The sequence below is a fragment of the Methylobacterium sp. 1030 genome, assembly GCF_040544715.1.
In the GTDB taxonomy this organism is placed as follows: domain Bacteria; phylum Pseudomonadota; class Alphaproteobacteria; order Rhizobiales; family Beijerinckiaceae; genus Methylobacterium.
This window is the reverse complement of record NZ_JBEPKM010000017.1, coordinates 14,279-39,968: the sequence shown is the minus strand read 5'-3', so window position 1 is coordinate 39,968 and position 25,690 is coordinate 14,279. Positions and strand designations below refer to the sequence as shown.

Annotated in this window: 27 protein-coding genes; 13 read left to right on the top strand and 14 right to left on the bottom strand. The window is 73.2% G+C overall.

All coding sequences use genetic code 11. The features are described from left to right. Positions 1 to 55 precede the first annotated feature (55 nt). Entirely contained in the window at positions 56 to 1,174 is a 1,119-nt protein-coding gene (locus ABIC30_RS23285) for a carboxylate-amine ligase (RefSeq protein WP_020093799.1), read from the top strand. Positions 1,175 to 1,297: 123 nt separating this feature from the next. Here ABIC30_RS23285 and der read toward each other — a convergent pair whose 3' ends face one another. The 3 genes from der to ABIC30_RS23270 form a co-directional block, all read right to left on the bottom strand. Next, the gene (gene der, locus ABIC30_RS23280; protein WP_020093798.1) at positions 1,298 to 2,647 is read right to left on the bottom strand and encodes a ribosome biogenesis GTPase Der; all 1,350 of its coding nucleotides are present in this window, start codon (positions 2,645 to 2,647) and stop codon (positions 1,298 to 1,300) included. Positions 2,648 to 2,678: 31 nt separating this feature from the next. After that, positions 2,679 to 3,389, bottom strand: a complete 711-nt coding sequence (locus tag ABIC30_RS23275; protein WP_020093797.1) for a tetratricopeptide repeat protein — start codon at positions 3,387 to 3,389, stop codon at positions 2,679 to 2,681. A gap of 128 nt (positions 3,390 to 3,517) precedes the next feature. Further along, positions 3,518 to 4,129, bottom strand: coding sequence for an NnrU family protein (locus ABIC30_RS23270; protein WP_020093796.1), 612 nt, complete (start codon positions 4,127 to 4,129; stop codon positions 3,518 to 3,520). A gap of 117 nt (positions 4,130 to 4,246) precedes the next feature. Here ABIC30_RS23270 and ABIC30_RS23265 point away from each other — a divergent pair, with 117 nt between their 5' ends. Next, positions 4,247 to 5,506 carry a hypothetical protein gene (locus ABIC30_RS23265; RefSeq protein ID WP_354456125.1) on the top strand — a complete coding sequence of 420 codons (1,260 nt, stop codon included), beginning with the start codon at positions 4,247 to 4,249 and terminating at the stop codon, positions 5,504 to 5,506. Positions 5,507 to 5,583: 77 nt separating this feature from the next. Here the strand turns inward: ABIC30_RS23265 and ABIC30_RS23260 are convergent, their stop codons facing one another. Next, complete coding sequence (locus ABIC30_RS23260; protein WP_100252755.1) at positions 5,584 to 5,805, bottom strand: hypothetical protein; 222 nt, start codon at positions 5,803 to 5,805, stop codon at positions 5,584 to 5,586. Positions 5,806 to 5,942: 137 nt separating this feature from the next. Here ABIC30_RS23260 and ABIC30_RS23255 point away from each other — a divergent pair, with 137 nt between their 5' ends. The 3 genes from ABIC30_RS23255 to ABIC30_RS23245 all read left to right on the top strand — a co-directional run bounded on the left by ABIC30_RS23255 (position 5,943) and on the right by ABIC30_RS23245 (position 7,385). Further along, complete coding sequence (locus ABIC30_RS23255; protein ID WP_170855206.1) at positions 5,943 to 6,233, top strand: hypothetical protein; 291 nt, start codon at positions 5,943 to 5,945, stop codon at positions 6,231 to 6,233. Positions 6,234 to 6,281: 48 nt separating this feature from the next. After that, positions 6,282 to 6,542: a hypothetical protein gene (locus ABIC30_RS23250; RefSeq protein WP_020093792.1), complete on the top strand. Its 261-nt coding sequence runs from the start codon at positions 6,282 to 6,284 to the stop codon at positions 6,540 to 6,542. A gap of 72 nt (positions 6,543 to 6,614) precedes the next feature. Continuing rightward, positions 6,615 to 7,385, top strand: coding sequence for a lytic transglycosylase domain-containing protein (locus ABIC30_RS23245; RefSeq protein WP_354456124.1), 771 nt, complete (start codon positions 6,615 to 6,617; stop codon positions 7,383 to 7,385). Positions 7,386 to 7,391: 6 nt separating this feature from the next. On the opposite strand, the gene ABIC30_RS23240 is transcribed toward ABIC30_RS23245, so the two are convergent. The 9 genes from ABIC30_RS23240 to ABIC30_RS23200 form a co-directional block, all read right to left on the bottom strand. After that, the gene (locus ABIC30_RS23240; RefSeq protein WP_091927371.1) at positions 7,392 to 8,060 is read right to left on the bottom strand and encodes an SOS response-associated peptidase; all 669 of its coding nucleotides are present in this window, start codon (positions 8,058 to 8,060) and stop codon (positions 7,392 to 7,394) included. Between the two features lie 114 nt (positions 8,061 to 8,174). After that, on the bottom strand, positions 8,175 to 9,350 hold the full coding sequence (locus ABIC30_RS23235) for a zinc-dependent alcohol dehydrogenase (protein ID WP_056523740.1): 1,176 nt from the start codon (positions 9,348 to 9,350) through the stop codon (positions 8,175 to 8,177). 185 nt (positions 9,351 to 9,535) lie between these two features. After that, positions 9,536 to 10,777: a cytochrome P450 gene (locus tag ABIC30_RS23230; protein ID WP_354456123.1), complete on the bottom strand. Its 1,242-nt coding sequence runs from the start codon at positions 10,775 to 10,777 to the stop codon at positions 9,536 to 9,538. Further along, positions 10,770 to 12,095: an NAD(P)/FAD-dependent oxidoreductase gene (locus ABIC30_RS23225; protein WP_354456122.1), complete on the bottom strand. Its 1,326-nt coding sequence runs from the start codon at positions 12,093 to 12,095 to the stop codon at positions 10,770 to 10,772. The genes ABIC30_RS23230 and ABIC30_RS23225 overlap by 8 nt, the downstream gene beginning before the upstream one ends. Next, positions 12,092 to 12,328 carry a ferredoxin gene (locus ABIC30_RS23220; RefSeq protein WP_020093786.1) on the bottom strand — a complete coding sequence of 79 codons (237 nt, stop codon included), beginning with the start codon at positions 12,326 to 12,328 and terminating at the stop codon, positions 12,092 to 12,094. The genes ABIC30_RS23225 and ABIC30_RS23220 overlap by 4 nt, the downstream gene beginning before the upstream one ends. Further along, complete coding sequence (locus ABIC30_RS23215) at positions 12,328 to 13,644, bottom strand: glycosyltransferase (protein WP_354456121.1); 1,317 nt, start codon at positions 13,642 to 13,644, stop codon at positions 12,328 to 12,330. Before ABIC30_RS23215 ends, ABIC30_RS23220 begins: the two co-directional genes overlap by 1 nt. Before the next feature lie 303 nt (positions 13,645 to 13,947). Continuing rightward, a complete protein-coding gene (locus tag ABIC30_RS23210; protein WP_026605021.1) occupies positions 13,948 to 14,580 on the bottom strand; it encodes a TPM domain-containing protein in 633 nt (210 codons plus the stop codon). Further along, entirely contained in the window at positions 14,570 to 15,382 is an 813-nt protein-coding gene (locus ABIC30_RS23205; RefSeq protein WP_234081312.1) for a TPM domain-containing protein, read from the bottom strand. Before ABIC30_RS23205 ends, ABIC30_RS23210 begins: the two co-directional genes overlap by 11 nt. Before the next feature lie 34 nt (positions 15,383 to 15,416). After that, positions 15,417 to 16,040 (bottom strand): LemA family protein, encoded by a 624-nt coding sequence (locus tag ABIC30_RS23200; RefSeq protein WP_376738905.1) that lies wholly within the window; start codon positions 16,038 to 16,040, stop codon positions 15,417 to 15,419. Positions 16,041 to 16,270: 230 nt separating this feature from the next. Here ABIC30_RS23200 and ABIC30_RS23195 point away from each other — a divergent pair, with 230 nt between their 5' ends. The 7 genes from ABIC30_RS23195 to ABIC30_RS23165 all read left to right on the top strand — a co-directional run bounded on the left by ABIC30_RS23195 (position 16,271) and on the right by ABIC30_RS23165 (position 22,616). Continuing rightward, on the top strand, positions 16,271 to 16,645 hold the full coding sequence (locus tag ABIC30_RS23195) for a hypothetical protein (RefSeq protein WP_354456120.1): 375 nt from the start codon (positions 16,271 to 16,273) through the stop codon (positions 16,643 to 16,645). A 25-nt stretch (positions 16,646 to 16,670) separates the two neighbouring features. Continuing rightward, the gene (locus tag ABIC30_RS23190) at positions 16,671 to 17,591 is read left to right on the top strand and encodes a LysR family transcriptional regulator (RefSeq protein WP_020093780.1); all 921 of its coding nucleotides are present in this window, start codon (positions 16,671 to 16,673) and stop codon (positions 17,589 to 17,591) included. Positions 17,592 to 17,691: 100 nt separating this feature from the next. Further along, positions 17,692 to 18,885 carry a CaiB/BaiF CoA transferase family protein gene (locus ABIC30_RS23185; RefSeq protein ID WP_020093779.1) on the top strand — a complete coding sequence of 398 codons (1,194 nt, stop codon included), beginning with the start codon at positions 17,692 to 17,694 and terminating at the stop codon, positions 18,883 to 18,885. Further along, positions 18,882 to 19,808 (top strand): hydroxymethylglutaryl-CoA lyase, encoded by a 927-nt coding sequence (locus tag ABIC30_RS23180; protein ID WP_020093778.1) that lies wholly within the window; start codon positions 18,882 to 18,884, stop codon positions 19,806 to 19,808. Before ABIC30_RS23185 ends, ABIC30_RS23180 begins: the two co-directional genes overlap by 4 nt. Positions 19,809 to 20,147: 339 nt before the next feature. Next, complete coding sequence (locus ABIC30_RS23175; protein ID WP_020093777.1) at positions 20,148 to 21,476, top strand: MFS transporter; 1,329 nt, start codon at positions 20,148 to 20,150, stop codon at positions 21,474 to 21,476. Positions 21,477 to 21,953: 477 nt separating this feature from the next. Beyond that, a complete protein-coding gene (locus tag ABIC30_RS23170) occupies positions 21,954 to 22,361 on the top strand; it encodes a Ros/MucR family transcriptional regulator (RefSeq protein WP_020093775.1) in 408 nt (135 codons plus the stop codon). Positions 22,362 to 22,364: 3 nt separating this feature from the next. After that, positions 22,365 to 22,616, top strand: coding sequence for a hypothetical protein (locus ABIC30_RS23165; RefSeq protein WP_020093774.1), 252 nt, complete (start codon positions 22,365 to 22,367; stop codon positions 22,614 to 22,616). Positions 22,617 to 22,705: 89 nt separating this feature from the next. On the opposite strand, the gene ABIC30_RS23160 is transcribed toward ABIC30_RS23165, so the two are convergent. Next, on the bottom strand, positions 22,706 to 24,334 hold the full coding sequence (locus ABIC30_RS23160; protein WP_020093773.1) for an inorganic phosphate transporter: 1,629 nt from the start codon (positions 24,332 to 24,334) through the stop codon (positions 22,706 to 22,708). Between the two features lie 197 nt (positions 24,335 to 24,531). Here ABIC30_RS23160 and ABIC30_RS23155 point away from each other — a divergent pair, with 197 nt between their 5' ends. Then, on the top strand, positions 24,532 to 25,680 hold the full coding sequence (locus ABIC30_RS23155) for a ceramide glucosyltransferase (RefSeq protein WP_020093772.1): 1,149 nt from the start codon (positions 24,532 to 24,534) through the stop codon (positions 25,678 to 25,680). Positions 25,681 to 25,690 lie beyond the last annotated feature (10 nt).

Below are 25,690 nucleotides of genomic sequence, written 5' to 3'. Positions count from 1 at the left end.
CCTTCGTCCCCGCCGGCGCGTTGGCGCGCACGCGTCGCGTTTTCCGGAGACCACGATGAGCACCCCGAGCTACCGCTTCGGCATCGAGGAGGAGTACTTCCTGGCCGATGCCGAGACCCGGGGGACGCCGCGGGGCGACCTCGCCGCCTTCCACGCGCGGGTCAAGGCGGAGCTCCCCGAGACGGGCCGCGAGCTGGTCGCCGCGCAGGTCGAGGTCTGCACGCCGCCGCTCACTGACGCGGCGGCCGCCCGGGAGAATCTCGGCGGCCAGCGGCGGCAGCTCGCCGGGATCGCGGCCGAGAACGGCCTGCGGCTGCTGGCCTGCGGCACGCACCCCCTGGCGCGCTGGTCGCGCCAGACCGCCACCGACGGCGCGCGCTACAAGGGCATCCTGTCGGATGTCGGCATCGCGGCGCGGCGGGCCCTGATCTGCGGCATGCACGTCCACGTCGAGGTTCCGGACCCCGACGCCCGGGTCGACCTGATGAACCGGCTGCTGCCGTTCCAGCCGCTGCTGCTCGCGCTGTCGGCCTCCTCGCCGTTCTGGCAGGGCGAGGCGACGGGCCTGCGGGCCTACCGGCTCAGCGTCTTCGGGGAATTGCCGCGCACCGGCCTGCCGGAACTGTTCACTGACTCGGACGCCCACGCGCGGTTCGTCGCCATCATGACCCGGTCGGGCGCCATCGCGGACGCGAGCTTCCTGTGGTGGTCGCTGCGGCCCTCCATCAAGTTCCCGACCCTGGAGCTGCGCATCGTCGACGCCTGCACGCGCCTCGACGATTCGCTCTGCGTCGCCGCGCTGTTCCGCTGCCTCGTGCGCCTGTGCGCGCGCCGGCCGGACCTCCATGCCGGGCTCGACGGCGTCTCGCGGGCGCTGGCCTCGGAGAATCTCTGGCGCGCCCAGCACAGCGGCGTCGCCGCGTCCCTGATCGACGAGGCGCGCGGCGAGGCCGTGCCGTTCGCCGAGGCGCTGGAGGCGGTGCTCACGCTGGTGGCCGAGGACGCGGACGCTCTCGGCTGCGCGGCGGACGTGGCCCGCGCGCGGGCGATCGTGGCCGAGGGGACCAGCGCGGACGGGCAGATCGCGGCCTACGAGGCCGCGCTCGCCGCGGATCAGGACGAGCGCGCCGCGCTGGCGGCCGCGGTGGACTGGATCGCCGACGCGGCGCGCTGAGCACTGCCGCATCCGCGCCGTCATCACGAGCGGAGCGACGTGACCCGGGGTGCCGCGACCTCGACCAGCGCGGCGCGACACTGGGTTGCTTCGCTCCGCTCGCAAGGACGACAGGAGCTCGGATCAGCCCTTGTCGAACGGGTTCTGCGAGGTGCGCAGGGACAGGCGGATCGGCGTGCCCGGCAGGTCGAACGCCTCGCGCAGGCCGTTCACGAGGTAGCGCGTGTAGGATTTCGGCAGGGCGTTGAGCTGGTTGCCGAACAGCGCGAAGTGCGGTGGCCGGCTCTTCACCTGGGTAGCGTAGCGGATCTTGATCCGCCGGCCCGACACCGCCGGCGGCGGGTTGCGGGAGGTGGCCTCGTTCAGCCAGTCATTGATGCGCGAGGTCGAGACGCGCCGGTCCCAGACCTCGGCGGCCTGCACCACCGCCTGCATCAGCTTGTCGACGCCGTCGCCGGCGAGACCCGAGAGCGGCACGACACCGACGCCGCGCACCTGCGGCAGCAGCCGGGTGCAATCCTCGCGGAGCTGCTTGAGCAGGCCCGGCTGGTCGGCGACCAGATCCCACTTGTTGAGGCCGATCACCAGGGCGCGGCCCTCGCTCTCGACGAGGTCGACGATGGTGAGGTCCTGCTTCTCGAACGGGATCGTCGCGTCGAGGAGCACCACCACCACCTCGGCGAAGCGCACCGCGCGCAGGCCGTCCGAGACCGCGAGCTTCTCCAGCTTGTCGTCGATCCGGGCGCGGCGGCGCATCCCGGCGGTGTCGTGCAGCTTGATCCGCCGCCCGCGCCACTCCCAGTCCAGGGAGATCGAGTCGCGGGTGATGCCGGCCTCGGGGCCGACGAGCAGCCGGTCCTCACCGAGCATGTTGTTGATCAGGGTCGACTTGCCGGCATTCGGGCGGCCCACGATCGCGACCTTCAGGGCGCGGCCGCCGGGGGCGTCGTCGTCGGCCTCCTCGTCCTCGTCGCGCTGGGGCAGGGCGCCCTTGAGCGCCTCGTGCAGCTCGCCCAGGCCCTCGCCGTGCTCGGCGGAGAACGGGATCGGGTCGCCGAGCCCGAGGGTGAAGGCCTCGTAGGCGCCGGCGAGGCCGGCGCCGCCCTCGGCCTTGTTGGCGATCAGGATCACCGGGCAGCCGGCGCGGCGCACCAGCTCGGCGAAGGGCTGGTCGGCCGGAAGCACGCCGGCGCGGGCGTCGATCACGAACAGGACCACGTCGGCGGCGAGGATCGCCGCCTCGGTCTGCATCCGCATCCGGCCCGTGAGGGTCTTCTCGTCGGCCTCTTCCAGGCCGGCGGTGTCGATCACCCGGAACTGGAGGCCGCCGAACGCGACGTCGCCCTCGCGCCGGTCGCGGGTCACGCCCGGGCGGTCGTCGACCAGCGCGAGCTTCTTGCCCACGAGGCGGTTGAACAGGGTCGACTTGCCGACGTTCGGCCTCCCGACGATCGCGACGGTCGGCATATCCATGGTGGTTCTCGAGACAGTCCGGACGATGAAATCAGCGCGTGATCGGCGGCGGCGGCGCGGCGGGCTCGGGCTTGGCCGCGGTCACCGTCACGGGGCCGCCCGCGACGATCGCCGCGTAGACCTCGATCCGCTCGCGCAGGTTCCGCGGCGTGTCGGGATCGGCCACGATCTGGTCGAACCAGCGGCTGGCGTCCTCGTAATCGCCCTTCTTCAGGGCGGCGAGGCCCAGCATCTCGCGGGCCGTGTGGCGGAACGGCGTCCCGGCGGCGAGGCCCTGGAGGTTGGCGAGCGCCGGATCCGGGTTCGCTCCGTCGAGGCGCAGCAGCGCGGCGCGCAGGCGCGCGAGGTCGCGCAGGCCGTCGCCGAGGCCGGTATCGTCGGCGAGCTTGTCGAACTCCGCGGCCCCGGCCGCCGGGTCGCGCTTGCCGGTCTCGGCCGCCGCCCGGAACCGGGCGAGCAGGCGGTAGCCCGCCGGGCCCTGCGCCTCGAGGGCGTCGAAGGCCTTGTCGGCCTCCGCGACCTTGCCGTCCTTGGCGAGGCGGTTGGCGTCGTCGAACTGCACCGAGGCCACCTCGGCCGCCGCGCGCTGCTGGGCCTGCCAGTAGCGCCAGCCCGCGACGCCCGCCACCAGCAGCACGGCGAGCGCGATGATCACGCCGCTGTAGCGCTTCCAGATCTGGAGGATCCGGTCGCGGCGGTAATCCTCGTCGACTTCGCGGAGGAACTCGTTGTTCTCGGCCATTCTATCCCGGCCCGCATGATCTCAGCGGGCCACCTCGTCGCGTTCGGGCCCCGCGCCTAACACACGGGCGCCGGGTTGGCGACAGGCCATGTCTCGGGGCCGCCTCGGGTGTCGTCTCGGGGGCCGGCTCAGGCCGGGGTACCCGGCCAGACCGGCACGCCGATCACCGGGTAGTGCAGGTAGCGGGCGAAGACGAACCATGCGGCCGTGCCGATCACCAGGGCCAGGACGTCGTTGCGCCAGCCCAGCGGGGCCGCCGCCGGACCGCCGTGCTGGGCCGCGACCGCCCCCGGGGCGAGGCCCCGGCGCTTGGCGCTGATCCGGGCGGTCACCGCCCAGGCAAGGAAGCCGCCGAACAGCAGCATCGAGCCGAGATCGCCGTTGGCGAGGAGGTGCGCCGTCGCCCAGATCTTCACGGCGAGCAGCATCGGGTGCTTGGCCTTGGCGCGGATATGGCCCGGCAGGTAGGCGGCCGCGAGGCACACGAAGGCGGCCCAGACCAGCGTCAGGGCGAGGTGGCGCGTCCAGACGGGCGGGTCCCAGACCGGGATATAGCCGGCGAGCCGGTAATCGTGGAAGCCGATCCCGATCAGCACGAGCCCGAGCAGCGACAGGGCGGTGTAGCCGAGCTTGTAGCGGCCCTCGCCGATCCGGCCGACGATCGCGGCGCGGCGGGTGCGGGCCATCGAGAAGGCGTGCGTGCCGAGGAACAGCACCAGCCCGAGGATCAGGAGAACCATGGATGACTTTCGGTCGGGCCGCGCGCGTCCGGTCGGCGGCAAGCACTCTGTAATGGTTCTCAAGCGAATCTCCGCCTGTTTGTCCAGGCGCGGCCGGGACGCAGCCGGGTGGCGATCATGGGTTGGGCGAACGGGATCGCCGGACGGACGCGCGCCGCGCGCCCAACCGGCTCCGGGACGGCGGCGCGCCGGATCCTGCCGACGCTTTCCCTGGCGCTCCCCCTGGCGCTATCCCTGGCGCTCCTCCCGCGCGTTGCCGCGGCCGCGCCCGAGCCGCCGCTCTCGGCGCTGACGCTGGTCGGGCCGCCCGCGCTCGTCTTCAAGGCGGGGCGCGACGCCTGCGACGGCGCCGACGTGCCCGACGCGCCGGCGCGCGCCTTCCGGGACGCGTCGGGCGCGGTGGCGCTCTACGGGATGCATTACCGCAACCGGGCGCTGCGCGGTCCCGACCTCGAGCATCTCAAGATCGACTGCGCGGTGGTGCTCGATTCGGGCGAGAAGCCCGATCCGGCCACCTACGACGACCGCTCCTGGATCACCGCCACCTGGACCGAGGACGGGAGCCGCGTGGCCGCGCTCCTCCACCACGAGTACCAGGCCAACGAGCATCCCGGCCGCTGCCCGGCGGCCAGCTACATGGCCTGCTGGTACAACACGATCACGGCCGCAGCCTCGACGGATGGCGGCCGCAGCTTCAAGCGCCAGAGCCCGCCTGTCGTGGTCGCCGGGGCGCCGTTCCGGCAGGAGGTCGACCAGGGCCGCCACCGCGGCTTCTTCAACCCGTCGAACATCGTCGCGGACGGGACGTGGCGGTACTTCCTCGCCTCGACCACCGGCTGGACCCGGCCCGGCAGCGATCAGGAGGCCGGGGTCTGCCTGTTCCGCAGCGACGACCCGGCCGACCCGGCCCGCTGGCGGGCCTGGACCGGCACCGGCTTCACCGCCGCCTTCCCGGACCCCTACCGCGCCGCCCGCCCGAACACGGCGACCTGCCGGCCGGTCGGGCCGTTCCCGGGCCCGGTCGGCGCCGTCGTCCGGCACCGCGGCACGGGCGCCTGGATCGCCGTGTTCATGGCCAAGGCGGGGGAGGGCTTTCCCCGGTCGGGCTTCTACTGGACCACCTCCCGCGACCTGATCGCCTGGGACAGCCCGCGCCTGCTGCTCGAGGGCGCGACCCTCTACGACGACCCGTGCGCGGCGACGGTGCCGCTCCTCGCCTACCCGTCGCTGCTCGACCCGGACGCGCGCGGCCGCAATTTCGACGACGTCGGCGACCGGGCGCTGCTGACCTACGCGAGCCTGCGCGCGGAGGGCTGCACGATCACCTCCGACCGCGACCTGCTGCGCCGCCCGGTGGCGATCCGCGTCTGGCCCTGATCCCGCTCGACCGGCGCGGCCCCACCGCGCGACACCGTCCCGAGCCTCGGGCGCATCCCGTCCGACCGGACGCGGCTCTACGGAGCGGGCCGGCCGAGCGCCACCGTGTAGGACGGGCCGGCCGCGACGGAGCGCCCCGGAAGGCCGATCCGCTGGCAGAGCACGGTGCCGAGGGTGACGCTCAGCATCAGCGCGGTCGCGGAGAGCAGGAGCGTGGTCGCCCGGGCGTAGGCGCGACCGGCATGGATCAGCAGGCAGCCGAACGCGAAGATCGCGACGGCCTGGAACAGGTGCTGCACGGGCGACGTCCTCTCTGGCGGCGGACGCGCGGTCCGGGCCGGCCGGGATCGAGCGCCATCGTCTCCGAGCGGCGTGAAAACGCGGTTAACGTCGGGTATAGCTGGCTCCGGAGTCGCCCGCTCGGAGAGGAATCCGCATGTCGCGTTCGAGGGTTCCGGAGGCGCAGAGCCGCCCCGACGGGACGGGGGTGATCCCGTCCCACGACACGGCGATCCTGGGATCGGGCGCCGTCGGCGCGGGGGCGATCGGGGCGTCGGCCCTGGGCGCGCTGGCCCTCGGGGCCGCGGCCCTCGGCGTCGTGGCAGTCGGCGCCTTCGCGATCGGCCGCCTCTCGGTGGGCCGCGCCCGGGTCGGCACCCTGGAGGTCGGTTCGCTGGAGATCGACACGCTCACGGTGCGGTCGGTGCGGATGCCGGACCGCGGCTGAGCCGCGGCGCCGGGCACCGGCGCCGGGAGGAATGCGAGGAGAGGAGCGATGACCGATCGGAAACCGCCCTTCCGGCCCGCGGACGCGGTCGACGCCCTCGGCGAGGTCGAGGGCGATTTCGTCCTGCCGCTCTGCCTACCTGGATCCAACCTGCTGATCGGCGAGGACCTCGCCATGCTGGTCCTCGACACGATCCACGGGCAGCGGGTCGGGCTGCCGCTGAGCCAGCAGGGCGCGGCCGACCTCCACGCGGTCCTGGGCGAGGCCCTGCGGCTGCTGCAGGCGCGGGACCGCGGCCCCATCCAGTAGGGCGCGCGCCGGCGAAAGGCTTCGTTGAGGCGGCCGGGATAGACAGGTCCCGGTTCCTCTCCGTGGCGGCCGATGCGCGCTCCGTTGCTTCTCCTGCTGCTGACCTGCGCCGCCCCCGCGCAGGCCCGGCCCGCCACCTTCCTGGCGGTGCACGCCGTCGGCATGGCTGCCCTGCCGCCGGTCCCGCCCGCGCCTGCGGCCGTGCCCGCACCCGCACCGGTCGCCGCCGACGCCCGCGCCCGCTACCTGCCGCTCATCGCCCGCGAGGCCGCCGGCACCGGCCTGCCCCTCGCGGTGGCCGACGCCGTCGCGCGGATCGAGAGCGGCTACGACCCCACCGTGGTCGGCAGCGTCGGTGAGGTCGGTCTGATGCAGGTCCGCCCGACCACCGCGGCGATGCTCGGCTTCCGCGGCACCGTCGCCGAGCTGGCGTCGCCGGAGATCAACGTCCGCTACGGCGTCCGCTACCTCGCCGAGGCGTGGCGCCGGGCCGACGGGGACCTCTGCCGCGCCCTGATGAAGTACCGGGCCGGCCACGGTTCGGAGGCGATGTCGCCGCTGTCGCAGCTCTACTGCGCCCGCGCCCAGGCGATCCTCGGCAACCCGGAGGCGCGCGTCGTCCGGGCGAGCGCCCGCGCGGCCGCGCCGGACCGCCTCGCCGCGCGGCCGACGGGCCCCGTCCAGCGGACCCGCGTCGCCGCCGTCCCGGCGAAGCCGATGTCGTTCTGGGAGGCGCACCGGGCGCGCATCGCCCGGCTCAACGCCGCCGTGGTGTCGCGCTGGCGGGCCCGCGGCTGGTCGGCCGCGCCCGACGGGTCCTCCGGCGAGCCGGCCGGCGGCTAGCGCCCCTCACGCCTCGGCTTCGGCCTCCGGCCCGTCCGAGCGCGCGCCGCGGGCGACCTCGCGCATCGCCGTGTCCGGGAGCGGCCGCTGGAGCCGGAGCGCCTCCGCGGTCGGCGCCTCCAGCCACGTCGCCCATTCCTCCGGCTTCGTGAGCAGGACCGGCATGGCCTTGGGATGGACCGGCCCGACGACGCCGTTCGCCTCGGTGGTCAGGAAGGCGAAGAGCCGGTGCTCCGCGGCGACGCGGTCGGGGTTCTCGCGCTTCGTGCCGCGCACGCCGGTCCAGGGCCGCCAGATCCCCGCGAAGGCGAAGAGCGGCCGGTCCTCGTCCAGGGCGAACCAGACCGGCGTCTTGCGCGGCTTGGTGTCGGCGTACTCGCTGAAGGCGGTGACCGGCACGAGGCAGCGGTGGGCGACGCCGAGCCAGGGCCGCCAGTGCGGGCTCGCGGCGTTGCGCACGTTGGTGATCGGGTGCTCGCCGAACGCCTTCGGGCCGGGCATGCCCCAGCGCATCATCGCGAGGTCGCGGCCGGTCGCGCCGTTCAGGACCACAGGCGCCAGCTGGTCGGGAAAGATAGCCGGCAACAGCGGGAGGTTTCCGGTGCGATCCTCCGCGATCTCGAAGGCCCGGCGCAGGTCCGCTGGGCCGGTCCGCAGGCTGTAGAGATTGCACATGGACACCCCGCGTGGTCGGTGAGCGCGTTGCCGGCTCTACACGCTTTCGGGACGCCGCGCCCAGCCCGGCGGAGAGGGGCGTCCCGGCCGATCGCCGACCGGGACGCTGCCGCCTCAGTTCAGGTGGAACACCACCTTCACGCAGCCGTCCTTCTTGTCGCGGAAGGTCTTGTAGAGGTCCGGGCCCTCCGCGAGATCCTGCGAGCGGTGGGTGATCAGGGAGGTCATGTCGATCTTGCCCTCTTGGATCAGCTTGGTCAGCGGCTCGAGGTAGCGCTTCACGTGGGTCTGGCCGCTCTTGAGGGTCAGGCCCTTCTGGACGATCGAGCCCATGTTGACCGGAATCGGGCCGCCGTAGACGCCCGGCACCGAGACGATCCCGCAGGGGCGGACCGCCTTGATGGCCTCGGCCAGCGCGTAGGGGCGCTCGGTGGCGGTGAGCTTCTCCTGTACCGTCGACAGCATGCCGGTGAGGCCGCCGTGGCCGGCGCTCGCCTCCATGCCGACGCAGTCGATCACGCCGTCGGCGCCCTGGCCCTTGGTAATCTCCTTGATCCGTTCGAACACGTCCTCGTTCATGAAGTCGATGACGTCGGTGGCGCCGGCCTTCTTGGCCAGGGCGATCCGCTCGGGCACGGTCTCGATGGCGATGATCCGCTCGGCCCCCATGATCTTCGCGGACTGGATCGCGAAGATGCCGACCGGGCCGGTGCCCCAGACCGCGATCGTCTCGCCGCCCCGGATCTCGCAGTGCTCGGCGCCCTGCCAGCCGGTCGGCAGGATGTCGGTGAGGAACAGGACGGATTCGTCGTCCATGCCGTCCGGCACCTTCATGGGGGCGACGTCCGCCATGGGCACGCGCACGTACTCGGCCTGGCCACCCGCGTAGCCGCCGGTGAGGTGCGAGTAGCCGAACAGGCCGGCCGTCGTGTAGCCGAACTGCGCGGCCGCCATCTCGGCGTTGCGGTTCGACCGCTCGCAGACCGAGAAGTTGCCGAGCTTGCACTGCCGGCATGCACCGCAATTGATGTTGAAGGGCACGACGATCCGGTCGCCCTTCTTGAACTTGGTGAAGCCCTGTCCGACCTCGACGACCTCGCCCATGAATTCGTGGCCGAGGACGTCGCCGCTCTTCATGGTCGGCATCAGGCCGTCCATCAGGTGCAGGTCCGAGCCGCAGATCGCGCAGCTCGTCACCTTGATGATGACGTCGCGGGAATCCTCGATGACCGGATCCGGGACCGTGTCGCAGCGGATGTCGTTGCGGCCGTGCCAGCACAATGCCTTCATGGCGTCGTCTCTCCGGAAGCTCTCGGGATTGCGGCCGTCTCGGCCGCTCTCCCGTAAAGCCCGCTTCGGCACGGCCAAGTTCCGGCGTCGCCGTCCGGGCGACCGCGGACGAAGGGGTTTACGAATGTTTCACGTGAAACAGCCCCGTTCACCGTCGCTTTACGACTCGCGCGGCTCCGCTCGGATCAGGCGATCCCGTCGATGCCGATGCCGAGCTGCTCGGGCCCCCGGAGCGACGCGCCCGGCCGGTAGGGCGGCGGATCGACCGCGAGCCGCGGGGCGACGAGGCGGCGGCTCAGCGCCACCAGGGCGATCTCGGCCTCGAGCCGCGCCAGGGGCGCGCCGACGCAGTAGTGCAGGCCCCCGCCGAAGCCGAAATGCTCGATGTCGCCCCGGTCGGGATCGAAGCGGTCGGGATCCGCGAACCGGTCGGGATCGCGGTTCGCGGCGGCGAACATCAGGATGACGGGTGCCCCCTTCGGGATCATCTCGCCGGCCACCGCGATCGCGCCGAGAGCCTTGCGGGTCCGGAAGTGCACCGGCGGCTCGTAGCGCAGAACCTCCTCGATCAGCCGCGGCGCGCGCTCCGGATCGGCCCGGAGCCGCTCCAGCTCTTCGGGGTGCCGGAGCAGGGTCAGCATGGCGTTGGTGATGAGGTTCACGGTGGTCTCGTGACCGGCGACCAGCAGCAGGACCGCCGTCGACAGGAGGTCGAAGTCGCTCATCTGCTTCCGGCCGTCCGGACCGGGGGCGGCGAGGCCGCTCAGCATGTCGTCGGCCGGGCGCCGCCGCTTCTCGCGGATGAGGTCGCGCATGTAGGCGGCGATCTCGTCGAAGGCGCCGACGATCTGGCGCCGGGTCGTGTCGTCGTGGCGCGCGTCCGGCTCGACGGCCGTGGCGAGCTGCGTCGCCCAGGCCTGGAACCGCGGCTCGTCCTCGCGCGGCACGCCGAGCAGCTCGCAGATCACCGTCACCGGCAGCGGGTAGGAGAGGTCGCTCACGAGACAGACCTCCCGCCGGTCCCGGCAGGCGTCGATCAGGCCGTCCACCTCCCGGGCGATCCGCGGCCGCAGCGCCTGAACCCGCGCGATCGAGAATTCCCGCATCACCAGGCTGCGCAGCCGGTCGTGGTCCGGAGGATCGCGGAAGATGAACGGGCGGTGCGTGGCGCTGATGCGGTTCTTGATCGGGTTGAGGATCAGGTCCTTGAGCGGGTTGCCGGTGCGGGGCCGCCGGGGCGGTGGCAGATCCTCGGAGCTGAGCCGCGGGTCGAACAGCAGGCTGCGGATCGCCGCGTGCGTGGAGACGACGTAGCTGCCGTCGCGCTGGCGGGAGACCGGCTGCTGCCGCAACCGACGATAGAGCGGGTACGGGTCGGCCCGGTTGGCCGGATCCATCACCGCGGCGAACAGCGCGTCGTCAGACATGGACGGTCTCGGCGGAAGGCCGCGCCGGGGCGGCTCGGTGCGGCGGCGGGAAGCCCGGTGCCGCCATCTCGACGCGCGGCCGGTCGGTGGCGTCGGTGATCGGCGGGAACGGGTCGCCGGCCGTGATCGCCTCCGCGTAGGCCGGCAGCCAGCGAGCCTGATCGAACGAGACGGCCGCGATGCTGCGCCCGGCGCGGCCGTAGACGGCGAGGAAGCGCCGGGAGGCCCGCGAACCCTGCACCACCGCCACGGAATCGGCGCCGTCGGGGAGGCCGACGAGCTTGATGTTGATCCCGAACTGGCTCGACCAGAAGGCCGGCAGGTGGCCGTAGGGGCGCTGCTCGCCGGGGCCGGCCAGCATGTTGCGCGCGGCGTGGGCGGCCTGCTCGACGGCGTTGCCCCAGTGCTCCACGGCGATCAGGCGATTGCCGTAGAGCGGAATCGGCCACCGGGCGACGTCGCCCGCGGCGTAGATGTCCGGGCAGGGCACCCCGTCGGCGTCGAGGACCCGGCAGGCGGCGTCGCAGGTCACGCCGCCGGCATCGGCGCGCAGGCCCGCGCCCCGCAGCCAGCCCGTCGCCCGGGTCGCCCCAAGGGCGGCGATGACGAGGTTGGTCTCGACAGTGCTGCCGTCCGCCAGCCGGGCCAGGGCCACGTGCCCCGCCGCGTCGCCCTCGAACGCCCGCACCATCGTGCCGGGGCGGAACGTGGCGCCGGATTCGCGCAAACGCTCGGCGATCACGCTGCCGACGAAGGTCCCGAGACCCCGGGCCAGGGGCGCGGCGTTCGGGTCGACCAGGGTCACGGGCAGGCCGAGGTCGCGCAGGCAGGAGGCCGCCTCGCAACCGATCAGGCCGCCGCCGACGATGAGCACCTGCCGCGGGCGCGCCAGCAGGGCGTCCCGCAGGGCGGCCGCGTCGTCGCGCCCGCGCAGGGTGAAGATGCCGGCGAGCCCGCCGCCGGTCTCGGCCGGCCAGGGCCGGGCCTCGGCGCCGGTGGCGATGAGCAGGGCTTCGTAGGCCAGCGCCGACCCGTCGGCGAGCCGGAGCGTGCGGGCTGCCCGGTCGAGGGCGACGGCCGGGCTCCCGAGACGCCAGCGGGCGCGCAGATCCGCCAGCTCCGGCAGCCGGGTCGCGTCGGCGGCGAGTTCCCCGGCGAGCACGTGCTTCGAGAGGGGCGGCCGGTCGTAGGGCCGGTACGGCTCGGCGCCGACCAGCGTGAGCGGGCCGTCGTACCCGCTCCGCCGCAGCGTCTCGGCGCCGCGCAGGCCGGCGAGGGAGGCGCCGACCACGACGATGCCGGCGGGTTCGGGGGTCACGGCGCGTCTCCGTCGTCCGGGCCGGCCTGGAGGCTGATGGCGCGGACCGGGCAAGCCTGCACCGCCCGCTCGATGGCGCCGCGGCGATCGGCCGGCGGCGCGGGATCGTAGAACAGGATCTCGTGGCCGCGGATCGCGAAGGCGTCCGGCGCGGCGTAGCAGCACTGGGCGTAGCCCTGGCAGCGGTTGAGATCCACGACGACCCGGAGCGCCGCGGTGTCGGAGGCCGGCATCACGCCGACCTCGCCAGCCGGCGCGCGGTCCCGGCATCGGTCCCGGCGCGCGCGAGATCGTCCAGAGCCGTCAGGATCGACGCCATGGCGTCCCGGGCCGCGAAGGCGTCCCGCAGCGCCCCGGCGCGCGCCCGGAAGTCGGGCTCGCCGAGCACCCGCGCCACCGCGGCGCCGACCGCCTCCGGGGCCGGCGCGTTGGTCCCGAGGTTGATCCCGACGCCGGACCAGCCGATGCGCGCGTTCACCTCCGCCTTGTCCTCGGTCAGGCCGGCCGACACGATCGGCACGCCGGCGGCGAGCGCCTGCGAGACGCTGCCGTAGCCGCCGTTGGTCACCAGCACGCTCACCCGCGGCAGCAATTCGCGGAACGGCAGGAAGCACGACACCCGGGCGTTGGCCGGGACCGGAACCTTCAGCGCGTCCACCGGGCGGCCGCCGGTGGTGGCCAGGACCAGCAGATCGTCCCGGTCGGCCAGGGCGGTCAGTGTCGGCTCGACCAGCTCGCCGAAATCCGCGTTGGCCAGTGTGCCCTGGGTGACCAGCACGACGGGCCGGCCCGCCGCGTTCGCCGCCTCCAGATCGGGCCACCAGTCCGGGAGCGGCGCGGGCGGCGTCGGCGGATCGAGCAGGCCGATGAAGCGCAGGCCGGGCGGCAGGGTGCCGTACTCGTACTCGAAGCCCGGCACGGTCGGCTGCAGGAACAGGTCCGGCAGGACCACGATCGAGTGGGGCAGGGACGCCGGCAGGGGCGGCAGGCCGAGCGCGGCGAGCTTCGCGTCCGTGTAGGCCCGCACCGGGTTGACGAAGGCCGCGTCCATGCCGGCCTTCAGGGTCGCGTAGCGGACGAGATCGTCCCGGTCGCGGGCCGGCGGCAGGCCGAGGCCCACGGGCGCGTGGTCGGGCCGGTCGAGGAACAGGATGCTGACGTTGACGGTCACGATCGGCGGCCGCGGCGCGCTGTCGAGCAGCAGCGGCAGCGCGCCCAGGAACATGCTGCCGGCCAGGATCACGTCGGGCGCCTCGGCCGCGATCAGCGCCCGCAGGGCGGAGGCCTGGACCGGCATCGGATCCACGAACCGGCGCTCGAACTCGCGGCGGTAGCGCTCCGGGCCGGCCGGCAGCTCGGTCTCGCGGTACTCGGCCGCGTGGTTGTCCGCGTAGGGCGTGAAGCGCAGGCCCGCCGCCTCGACCTTCGGCCGGAAGGCCGGGTCGGTGAGCACGAGGACGTCGTCCCCCCGGGCCGCCACCGTCCGACCGATGGCGAGGAGCGGGTTCACGTGGCCGGTGAGCGGCGTCGCGGCGATCAGGATCTTCATCACGGCCTCCTCGAGCGCCCCCGGTCGGGCCGGCGTCGCTCCTGCTCGGGTGCCGGCGCCTTCACGCGCGGGTGCCCCGTGGCCCCCGGCGCGCCGGACTCACAGGGGAAATCGCGGCCGGTCCAGCGCAGTTACACAACCCCAAGGTGCTTGGTGCGGCGCCGCACCATGGCATCCGGTTGAAGTCCGACGCAATATCGGAGTGTCACAGGCCACAGCGATCGTGCGGCCTGCCGGATTTCGGCGCCTCCACCGTTCGGATGACGCGTCACGGACGCCCGACCGCGACGGCCGGCGGCGCCGTCAGTCGACCACGACGACCCGGTTCGGCAGCTCGTCGGGATCGCCCGGGCCCGCGGGGAGATGCTCCGCCAGGCAGGCCCCGACGCGCGCGACCGCCGCCGTCAGGCCGTCCTCGATCGCGCCGCGCCCGAGCGCCGGTATGAGCTCGGCGAGGATCCCGTCCCAGGCGGAGGGCGGGATCTCCCGCAGGACGCCGAGATCGGTGACGATCTCGGCGTGCCGCTCGGCGAGCGACAGGTAGAGCAGGATGCCGGTGCGCCGGCGCGTCAGGCTCAGGCCGCGCGACCAGAAGGCCCGCCGGGCCGCCTCCCGGGCGCGGGCGCGGCGCAGGCGGCGCGGCACCAGGGCCATGCGCAGCCGCTCGTTCTGGCTCGCCGCGAGGATCGCCGTCACGAGGGCTGCCTGCGCCAGCAGGATCGACGCGGCGCTCCAGGCCGTCAGGGCGATCAGCGGCCAGGGCAGGACCAGCGCCGCGACGAGGGCGGTGAGCAGCACGATCGAGCGGTAGGCGCCGGCGCGTCGGCTCACCATCACGACGATCTCGCCGGAGGTCCCGGCCTCCGCGCGCCCGACCGCCTGGGCGAGCCGCTCCCGCGCTTCCGGAGTCAGGACAGCCGCGCGTCTACCAGTCACCGGAGGCCCCTCCGCCGCCCGACGAGCCGCCGCCGCCGGAAAATCCACCGTCGAAACCGCCCGAGGAGCCGCCCGACCCGCCGTCCGAGAAGCCGCCGCCCCACCCGCCCGAGCCGGGGCCCGGCAGGATGACGAGGCCGCCGGGTCCCGACCGGCCGCCCCGGCTCATGCGCCACGCGACGAACACCACGATCAGGAGCAGGACGACGAAGACCGCCACCTGGGCGGGATCGACCTCGTCGGACCGCACCTGCGGCTTGCGCTGCCAGTCCTGCGCGTCGCCGGCCAGGATCGACAGGATGCCGTCGACGCCGGCGTCGAGGCCGCCGAAATAGTCGCCGGTCTTGAAGCGCGGCGTGATGGCGCCGGCGATGATCACCTTGGACAGGGCGTCGGTCAGCGCCCCCTCCAGGCCGTAGCCGACCTCGATCCGGACCTTCCGCTCGCTCGGGGCCACCAGCAGCAGGACGCCGTTGTTGGTCTTGGCCTGCCCGAGTTTCCAGTCCCGGAACAGGCGGTTGGCGTAGTCCTCGACGGTCGTGCCCTGCAGGTTCGGCACCGTGGCGACGACCACTTGGTCCGAGGTCTTGTCCTCGTGCGCCTTCAGCTTGGCCTCGAGGGTGCCGCGCTGCTCCGGCGTCAGGATGCCGGCCGCGTCGACGACGCGGCCGGTCAGCGCCGGGAAGGTCAGCTCGGCCCCCAGCGCCCCGAGCGCGAAGACCGTCAGGCAGGCCGCCAGGACGGCGAGCGACAGGGCGAGCCGCACCCGGTCGGGCAGGATCCCGCCCCGGGTCCGGGTCATGGTCGGTCCTACGCGCCGCCCCACGCGCCGCATCCTAGAACTTCACGTTCGGCGGCCGGTCGGCGTTCGGCGTCGCCGTGAAGGTCTCCATCGGCTTGGCGTCGGGGTACAGCACGGCCGCGATCCAGCGGCCCGGGATCGTGCGCACCTCGGTGTTGTAGGCCTGCACGGCCGTGATGTAGTCGCGCCGCGCCACCGCGATGCGGTTCTCGGTGCCCTCCAGCTGGGATTGCAGGGCGAGGAAGTTCTGGTTCGACTTGAGGTCGGGATACCGCTCCACCGTCACCAAGAGGCGTCCGAGCGCGCCCGAGAGCTGGTTCTGGGCGTCCTGGTACTCCTTGAACTTCTGCGGATCGCTGACCGTGGAGGCGTCGACCTTCACGCTGGACGCCTTGGCGCGCGCCTCGGTGACGCCGATCAGCACGTCCTTCTCCTGCTGCGCGTAGCCCTTCACGGTCTCGACGAGGTTGGGGATCAGGTCGGCCCGCCGCTGGTACTGGTTCTGCACCTCGCTCCACGCGGATTTGGCCTGCTCCTGCAGCGTCGGCACCCGGTTGACCGCCCCGCAGCCGGAGAGACCCGCGGCCACCAGGATCACCGAGAGCACGCCGAGGAGGCGCGCCGCGGGCGATGTCCGGCGCACCGCGCCGGCCGTCAGCGTCGTTCCCATATCGTCCCCCATCTGCCGGCCGAGACTCGGCCGCTTGATCACGAGCCCGAGAGATAAGGGCCGGAACCGCCAAGGTAAGGCCCTCGCCCGACGGGTCTTGAAGGTTTGTGGCGCGGCCCGCTAAGGGCGTCGGCAACGGACCGGGCCGGCGCACGTTCGGACCCTCGAGCCGATGGTCCGGCCGAGGACCGATCGGCGCGGCGCCGCGGAGGCCGGGAATGGATGCAGCACTCGCCGACGATGTCAGGGCCGCCAGCGCCGACGCGCGGCGCCGCGCCCGGGCGTACCGGGCGCCGTCCGGCAAGGACGCGCTGCCCTGGTCGGTCATCGCGACGTTCGACGCCCGGGTCCGGGGCCACCTCGCCCGCGATCCGCGGATCGAGGACGAGCGCGACCGCGTCCTGATCGCCGCCGTGAAGCTCGCAGAGACGCCGGTCGAGGAGGGGGACGAGAGCGTCGCCGCGGCGCGCGCCCACCTCGTCGACGCGATCGACTACCTGGAGCAGGCTGTGCTGCGCTTCGGCCTCGTCAACCGGGAGGGGGCCAAGGCCGGTCTCGGCACCTACGGCCAGCCGGTCGGATCCCGCGACTGACGGCGCGCCCGGACCGAGCCGCCGGATGTCCGCCGACCTGCCCGCGGCCGCGACCCTGAGCCGCCTCGACCTGAAGACGCTCCGGCTGTTCGCGGCCATCTGCGCGGAGGGGACCCTGAACGGCGCGGCCCGCCGGGCGGCGATCGCGCCCTCGGCGGTGAGCAAGCGCCTCGCCGAGCTGGAGCACGCGCTGGGCTGCACGCTGCTCACCCGCGAGCCGCGCGGCATGCGGCTCACCCCGGCGGGCGAGACCCTGCTGCACCACACCCGGCGGATGCTGGCGAGCGCCGAGCAGATCGCCCTGGAACTCGCCGAGCACGCCCGGGGCGTGCGCGGCTTCGTGCGGGTGCTCGCCAACCTCTCGGCCATCGTGGAGTTCCTGCCCGAGGACCTGCAGGCCTTCCTGGCGGCGCAGGACGGGATCCGGGTCGACCTGGAGGAGCGGCCGAGCGGCGGCGTCGTCGCCGGCGTCGAGGAGGGCTTCGCCGATCTCGGCCTCTGCGCGGGCAACACCGACACCCGCAGCCTCACCGCCTACCCGTACCGGAGCGACCGCCTCGTCCTGGTGATGCCGGCCGGACATCCCCTGAGCGGCCGCGGCGCCGTCGCGCTGGCCGACACCCTCGACTACGACCATGTCGGGCTGCACGCGGAGAGCTCGATCTACGCCGCCCTGCGCGACGAGGCCCGGCGCCTCGGCCGGCCCCTGCGGTTGCGCATGCACGTCCCGAGCTTCGACGCGATCTGCCGCATGGCGCAGGTCGGGCTCGGCCTCGGGACCGTGCCGGAGCGCGTCTACGCCCTGCTCGGCCCCCCGATGCGGCTCGGCGCGGTGCCGCTCACCGATCCCTGGGCCGTGCGCACGCTGCGCCTCGTCGTCCGCCCGGGCGCCCTGTCGCCCGCGGCCGCCCTCCTGCTGGAGCATCTCCGGGAGGCCGGGCGCTGAGCCCGCGTTCTCCGTCGGCGAACGCAGGGTGGTGCATGGCGTTTGGACTTGGCTACCGGAAGAGCCCTATCTCCGGGGCAACAAACGATGGAGGAAAGCCGTGTCCGGTCCGCTCAGCGGTATCCGCGTTCTCGAGCTCGGTCAGCTGATCGCCGCGCCCTTCGCGACGCGGCTGATGGCCGAGTTCGGCGCCGAGGTCATCAAGGTCGAGCCCCCGGGTGAGGGCGATCCCCTCCGGAAGTGGCGCAAGATGCACGAGGGCACCTCGCTCTGGTGGTACCTGCAGTCGCGCAACAAGAAGTCGATCGCCGTCAATCTGAAGTCGCCCGAGGGGCTCGACATCGTCAAGCAGCTCGCCGCGAGCGCCGACGTGGTGGTCGAGAACTTCCGTCCCGGCGGCCTGGAGAAGCTCGGCCTCGGCTGGGACGTGCTCTCCGCCCTCAACCCGAAGCTCGTGATGGTCCGGATCTCGGGCTACGGCCAGACCGGCCCCTACCGCGACCGGCCCGGCTTCGGCGCCATCGGCGAGTCGATGGGCGGCATCCGCTTCACCACCGGCAGCCCGGAGGCCCCGCCGGCCCGGGTCGGCGTCAGCATCGGCGACACCCTTGCCTCGCTCCACGGCGTCATCGGCGCGCTGATGGCCCTGCTGCGGGTCAAGACCGGGCAGGGCGCGGGCCAGGTCATCGACGTCTCGCTCGTCGAGAGCGTGTTCAACGTCATGGAGAGCCTCGTCCCGGAATACGACCTGCTGGGCGAGGTCCGCACCCGCACCGGCGGCGCCCTGCCGGGCATCACCCCGTCGAACACCTACCCGACGCGGGACGGCGGCTACGTGGTCATCGCCGGCAACAGCGACCCGATCTTCCGCCGCCTGATGACGGCGATCGGCCGGCCCGACCTCGCGGACGACCCGGCGCTGCGCAACAACGAGGGACGCTCCAGGCAATCCGCCATGCTGGACGGCACCATCGCCGACTGGTCGAAGACGCAGACGGTCGAGGAGGCGCTCGCCGCCCTCGACGCCGCCGACGTGCCGGCCGGCCGCATCTACTCGGTGGCCGACATCGTGGCCGACCCGCATTATCAGGCGCGCGACATGATCCTGCAGGCGGAGCTGCCCGGCGGGACCGCGGTGAAGATGCCCGGCATCGTCCCGAAGCTCTCCGACACGCCCGGCGAGGTCCGCTGGCAGGGGCCGGCCCTCGGCGCCCACACCGATTCCGTGCTCGCCGAGCTCGGTCTCGACCCGGCGCGCATCGCCGCGCTGCGCGAGAAGGGAGCCGTGGCATGAGCGGCGACGCGCTGATCGTCCAGGAGGTCGCGACCCGCGACGGCTTCCAGATCGAGCCGGTCTTCGTGCCGACGGCGGAGAAGATCCGCCTGATCGACGCCCTGGCGGCGGCCGGCTTCAGCCGGATCGAGGTCTCGTCCTTCGTCTCGCCGAAGGCGGTGCCGGCGCTCGCCGACGCGGCCGAGGTCTTCTCCGGGATCCGGCGCCGGTCCGGGACCGTCTACGTCGCCCTGGTGCCGAACCCGAAGGGCGCCGAGCGGGCGCTCGCCGCCAGGGTCGACGAGATCAACCTCGTCGCCTCGGTGAGTGAGACCCACAACCGCGCCAACATGGGCATGAGCCCGGCCGACTCGATCGCCGGCTTCGCGCGGATCATGGATTCGGTGCGCGGCGCCCCACTCAGCACCAACGCCACGGTGGCGACCGCCTTCGGCTGCCCGTTCGAGGGCGACCAGCCGGCCGACAGGGTCGTCGCGCAGGTGGAGCGCTACCTGTCGCTGGGCGTCGACGGGGTGACGCTGGCCGACACGACCGGCATGGCCAATCCCCGGCAGGTGAGCCGCCTCGTCGCGCGGGTCCTGCCCCTGGTCGGTCCCGGGCGCCTGACGCTCCACTTCCACAACACGCGCGGCCTCGGCCTCGCCAACGTGCTGGCGGCCTACGACGCGGGCGCCCGGCGCTTCGATGCGGCGCTCGGCGGCCTGGGCGGCTGCCCGTTCGCGCCCGGTGCCACCGGCAACATCTGCACCGAGGATCTCGTCAGCATGGCCCACGAGATGGGCCTGCCGACAGGCCTCGACCTCCCGGCGCTGATCGGCCTGTCGCGGGACCTGCCGCGCCTCGTCGGCCACGACGTGCCCGGCCAAGTCGCCAAGGCTGGACGGCCCTGCGACCTGCATCCGGCCCCCGCCCGGGCGGCCTGAGCCGGAGACGGGGAGGGGCGGGCTCACAATGGCCGGCCCCACGCGTTGGACGCGACGCGCTCCCTCTCCCGTTCGGGAGAGGGTCGGGGTGAGGGATGAGAACTCTCCGGATGCGGCACACCGTCGACGCGCCGGCAGGACGCTTCTCATCCAGACAGACCTGATCCCTCACCCTGTCCCTCTCCCGCACGGGAGAGGGTACCCGCGCCTCGTCCGGCGAAGGCGGCGTCGCCGTCGTGTGCCGTGAGCTGCGCCCGAACCTGACTTCGCGGGAAGCCGCCCGCCCGAAGGCGGCACCGCCCACGACACGTCCCTCAAGAACACACCACGGAGGAAACCATGACTGCAGCCCTGTCCGGGTCGCCGGCCGCCGCCGAGGCCGGCGCGGTGACGGAGACCGGCGTCGTCCACAAGGTCGCGTGGCGGCTCATGCCGCTGATCATGATCTGCTACATGTTCGCGTTCTTCGACCGCATCAACATCAGCTTCGCCAAGTTCCAGCTCCAGAGCGACCTCGGCTTCAGCAACGTCGCCTACGGGCTCGGCGCGAGCATGTTCGTCGTCGGTTACGTGATCTTCGAGGTGCCCTCGAACCTGTTCCTCTACCGGGTCGGGGCGCGGCGCTGGATCGCCCGGATCATGATCTCCTGGGGCATCGCCACCGCGCTGATGATCTTCATCCGCAGCGAGTGGCACTTCTACGCCCTGCGCTTCCTGATCGGCGCCATGGAGGCGGGCTTCGCGCCGGGCATCCTCTATTACCTGACCATCTGGTTCCCGGCCTCGCATCGCGGCCGCATCACCTCGTTCATGTTCGTGGCCTCGGCCTTCTCGGGGATCTTCGGGGCGCCGGTGGCGGGCCTGATCCTCGGCGGCCTCAACGGCGTCGGCGGCCTCGCCGGCTGGCAATGGCTGTTCCTGGCCGGCGGCCTGCCCTGCCTCGTGCTCGGAATGCTCGTGCTGACGCGCCTCGACGACCGGATCGCCGATGCCCGCTGGCTGTCCGAGCCCGAGAAGGCGCTCCTGTCGAGCCGGATCGCACACCACAACCGGGACATCGGCGACCACTCGCTGATCGGGGCGATCAAGCAGCCCGGCTTCCTGATGATCGCGCTGATCTACTTCCTGCTCCAGATCGGCTCGTACGGTCTGAACTTCTGGGGGCCGGACCTGATCAAGACCGCGAGCGGCGGCCAGGCGGCCTCGGTGGGCTTCCTGACGGCGATCCCCTACATCTGCGGGGCGATCAGCATGGTGGTGATCGGGCGCCTGTCCGACGCCTCGGGCGAGCGGCCGAAATTCGTCGCGGGCCTCGCCATCGCGGCGGCGCTCGGCTTCTTCGGCGCCGGCCTGTTCGACAAGCACATCGTGCCGCTGATGTTCGCCCTGGCGCTGCTGGGGGCCGGCATCGTCGCCTCGATCCCGACCTTCTGGACCCTGCCGGCCAAGCTCGTCACCGGCGTCGGCGCGGCGGGCGGGATCGCGCTGATCAACACGCTCGGGCAGTTCGGTGGCATCGTCAGCCCCGTGATGGTCGGCTGGGTGAAGGATCTCACCGGCTCGACGACGCCCGCCCTTTACGGGATCGGGGTGCTCTGCCTCGTCGCCGCCGGGCTCGCGCTCTTCGCCATGCCGGCGAGCCTGCGCCGGAGCGACCGCGCGGCGTGAGACGGCCCGCCGCCCCCGCGCGGCCGGGGCGGCGGGCCGCGGCTGGCCCCGGAGCGGGGCGAGACGGGCGTGGCCGCACGCTGCGCGGGCGGGATCGGTCAGGCGCGCGACCGCCGCGACCGAGCGGTCCCGGATCGGCGCCGGGGGCCCCCGAGGTTGCGCGCCGCCGGGATCGGCCGATGCCGACATCCGGTTCAGTCGCCGATCTCAGCGGCCGAAATCAGTGAACGTATCAGTAACCATGGCGGGAATGCCGCCGGTTGCGCGGTGGAGCAAAAAACCTCGCGCTGCCGGACAAACCGCCGGCCGCTCATATTGTATATTATCTGCAACCTCAAGAAACGGAGTGAAATCAACTTGAGGTAGAAATCCCTCGGCTGGCCCGTCGTCTCGGTTTCGTCCCGCAAAGCCCGCGCGAGCGGGCCCACCGGAGACGGGGCACGAGGATCGGGACGCCCTCCAACAGCGATGTCTCAGATGGACCACCTCACCGACCACCGTTCAACCTTCATGCTGGAGAAGGTCGGCGCGATCGTCGCGGCCTACGTCTCGCGCAACGCGATCGAGGTCACGGCACTGCCGGCGCTGATCGACCAAGTGCACACGGCGATCGCGGTGCTCCGCTGCGCGCCGTCGGAGTTCGGCGGGGTCGGGCTGAGCCAGTCGCAGGTCGATGCCTCGATCCAGCAGGACGGCCTGATCAGCTTCATCGACGGCCGGTCCTACCAGACTCTGAAGCGCCACCTCACCGCGCACGGCCTCACCCCCGAGCGGTACCGGGCGAAGTACGGCCTGCCGGCCGACTACCCGATGGTGGCCCCGGGCTACGCCGCGCGGCGCTCGGAGATCGCCCGGGCGATCCAGCTCGGCCACAAGGCGGCCTGAGCGATGGCGCCCGACGCTTCCGCGGATCCGGCCCGGGACCGCGCGCCGGTACCGGGGGCGGCGCGCACGAGCGACGCCCTGAGCCGCATCGCCGGCATCCTCGACGTGCCGGTGGCGAGCTTCTACCCGGATGCCGACCGGCCCGACGCGGCCATGACCCAGGCGGCCGACCTCGTCTCGGCCTTCGTGGCGATCGACAGTCCGGCGGCGCGCCGGACCTGCCTGGCCTTCGTGCGGGCGATGGCGAGTTCCTGAAGCGCCGTGGCGCGCTGCGGGAGGCCGGAGACCGGGTCACTTCGTCGGGGGGCGGAGCGCGGTCTCCGGCCCGTCCGGCCGGACCCGCGTCAGAACACGTGGCGCAGGAGGTAGAAGAGAGCGGCCGCGAGGGTGATCGCCGCCGGCAGGGTCAGGATCCAGGCGAGCGCCATGTTGCGCACCGTGGACATCTGGAGGCCCGAGCCGTTGGCCGCCATCGTGCCGGCGACGCCCGACGACAGGATGTGGGTGGTCGAGACCGGCAGGCCGTAGAGCTCGGCCAGCCCGATCGTGCCGGCGGCGACGATCTCGGCCGACGCGCCCTGCGCGTAGGTCAGGTGGGTCTTGCCGATCTTCTCGCCCACCGTGACGACGATGCGCTTCCATCCGACCATGGTGCCGAGACCCAGCGCCAGGGCGACGCAGACCTTGACCCAGCCCGGGATGTAGCGCGTGCCGTCGTTGAGCAGGCCCGCGTAGCGCTTCAGGTCGGCCTTGTCGGCTTCCGAGAAGTCCGCCCCGGCGCCCGGCAGGACGCGCACCGCGTCGGCGGCGAGGTACATGTCGCTGCGCAGGTTCTGGGTCTGGGCGGCCGGCACCGTGCGGATCGCGCCGTAATTCTTCACGCTGGCGGCGATGTCGTTCGAGAGCGCCGCCAGCGCCGCGTAGACGGGCGGCGTGTTCAGCGCCTTGGTCTTGAGCGCCTCCGTCACGGTCCGGCGCGCGGCCGCGGCGTCCGGCACCGCGGCGCCGGGGGCGCGGGCGGAGAACACCGCGCTCGCCGCCGTCGAGGCCTGCACGAAGGCGGGCGTCGTGTCGTCCGCCATGGTGCGGTTGAGCGCGTAGGCGGTGGGGGCGGCGCCGATCAGGATCAGCATGATCAGGCCCATGCCCTTCTGCCCGTCATTGCCGCCGTGGAAGAACGAGACCAGCGTGCAGGTGAGGATCAGCAGGCCGCGGATCCACGGGGGCGGCGGCGCCTCGCCCGCGGGCGCCTCGTAGAGGTCCCTGCGGCGGACCGTGACCTTCAGGGCGAGCAGCAGCAGCGCCGCGAGCACGAAGCCGCAGACCGGCGAGAACAGCAGCGCCTTGAACACGTTGAGCGCCTGGGTCCAGTCGACGCCCGCGGTGCCGTCGCCGCCGTTCATCAGCTGGTTGGCGAGGCCGACGCCGAGCACCGAGCCGATCAGCGCGTGGGACGACGAGTTCGGCAGCCCGAACGCCCAGGTCCCGAGGTTCCAGATGATGGCCGCCAGCAGCAGCGCGAAGATCATCGCGTAGCCCGCGTGCGAGCCGACGTTGAGGATCAGCTCGACCGGCAGCAGCGTGACGATCGCGTAGGCCACGGCGCCCGAGGACAGCATCACGCCGAGGAAGTTGAACACGCCCGACCAGATCACCGCGACGAGCGGCGGCATCGAGTGCGTGTAGATCACCGTGGCGACCGCGTTGGCGGTGTCGTGGAAGCCGTTCACGAACTCGAAGGCGAGGGCGATCAGCAGGGCGAGGCCGAGCAGCGCGAAGGCGCCGTAGGCCAGGGGCGCTTCCCCGACCGCGTTCATGTCCGCGATGAGGCTCAGCACCGCGTAGCCCAGGCCCGCCACGAGGACGAGCAGGAACGCCACCACCCCGCCGAGATGCATCCCGTGGTCGAGGCGCGGGCCGCCCGCCTTCCGGCCTCCCGCCGCCCCCGACGGCATCACGGCGGTATCGGACATGAACCCTCGCGCGGAATCTTTCGTGGTGAGCGGGGATTAAAACCGCGCGGTGACGGTTGGGTGACGGCCCGCGACGCCGCGCGTCGGCGAGCGTGTCCGAGAGCGTGTCCGAGAGCGTCGGGCGGCGCTGTCACACGCCTGACGCGGTCCGGCCGCTAGCGGACCGGACCGCTCGCCCGATCGCACGAGGGATCCGCATGATTGACGCCACGGTGCCGGCCCTGTCCCTCGGCGCGCTCCTGGCCGTCGTCCAGATCGGCAGCATCGCCGTCGCGGCCCGGCGCCTCGGCCGGGACCACGGCCCGTCGCGGTTCCCGGACGGCGCGCCCGTCTCCCTGGTCCGCCCCCTGCGCGGGGTCGAGGCCTACAGCGAGGAGATGCTCCTCCGCAGCGTCCGTCTCGACTACCCGTCCTACGAGCTGATCTTCTGCGTGGCCGACCCGGCCGACCCGATCGTCCCGATGGTGGAGCGCCTGATCGAGGCCCACCCGCACGTGCCCGCCCGCCTGATCCTCGGCGACGAGCGCGTCAGCGCGAACCCGAAGCTCAACAACTGCCTGCGCGGCTGGCGCGCCGCCGCCCACGACTGGGTGGTGCTCGCCGATTCCAACGTCGCCATGCCGCCGGACTACCTCCAGCGGCTGCAGGCGGCGTGGCGCGCCGATACCGGGCTCGTCTGCTCCACCCCGGCCGGCGCCCGCCCGGGCAGCTTCATGGCGGAGGTGGAGTGCGCCTTCCTGAACACCCTGCAGGCGCGCTGGCAATACGCCGCCGAGGCCTTCGGGCTGGGCTTCGCGCAGGGCAAGAGCATGCTCTGGCACAAGCCCTTCCTGGAGGCGCAGGGCGGCCTCCAGGCGCTCGCGGCCGAGATCGCCGAGGACGCGGCCGCCACCAAGCTCGTGCGTGCCGCCGGCAAGCGGGTCCACCTCGTGGCGAGCCCGTTCGAGCAGCCGCTCGGCCCGCGCGGCTTCCGGGAGGTCTGGTCGCGGCAGCTGCGCTGGGCGCGCCTGCGCCGCGTGACCTTCCCGCTGTTCTTCGCCCCCGAGATCGGCAGCGGCGTCCTGCTGCCGGCGCTCCTCGTCGCCCTCTGGGCCGGAAGCCTCGCGGGCCTCGCGGGCGCTGCCGGCCTCGCCGCCCTGTGCTATGCCGCCGAGCACCGGCTCGCGGCCCGCGCGGGCTGGCACCGCTCGCCCCGCACGCTGGCGGCCTTCCTGGCGCGCGACGCCCTGATCCCGGCGATCTGGGTCGGCGCCTGGATGCGGAGCGCCATCGTGTGGCGGGGCAATGCCATGGACGTGCGCCCCCGGCGGGCCGCCGACGCGCGCACCTACGCGCCGACGGCCTGACCGCCCGGCG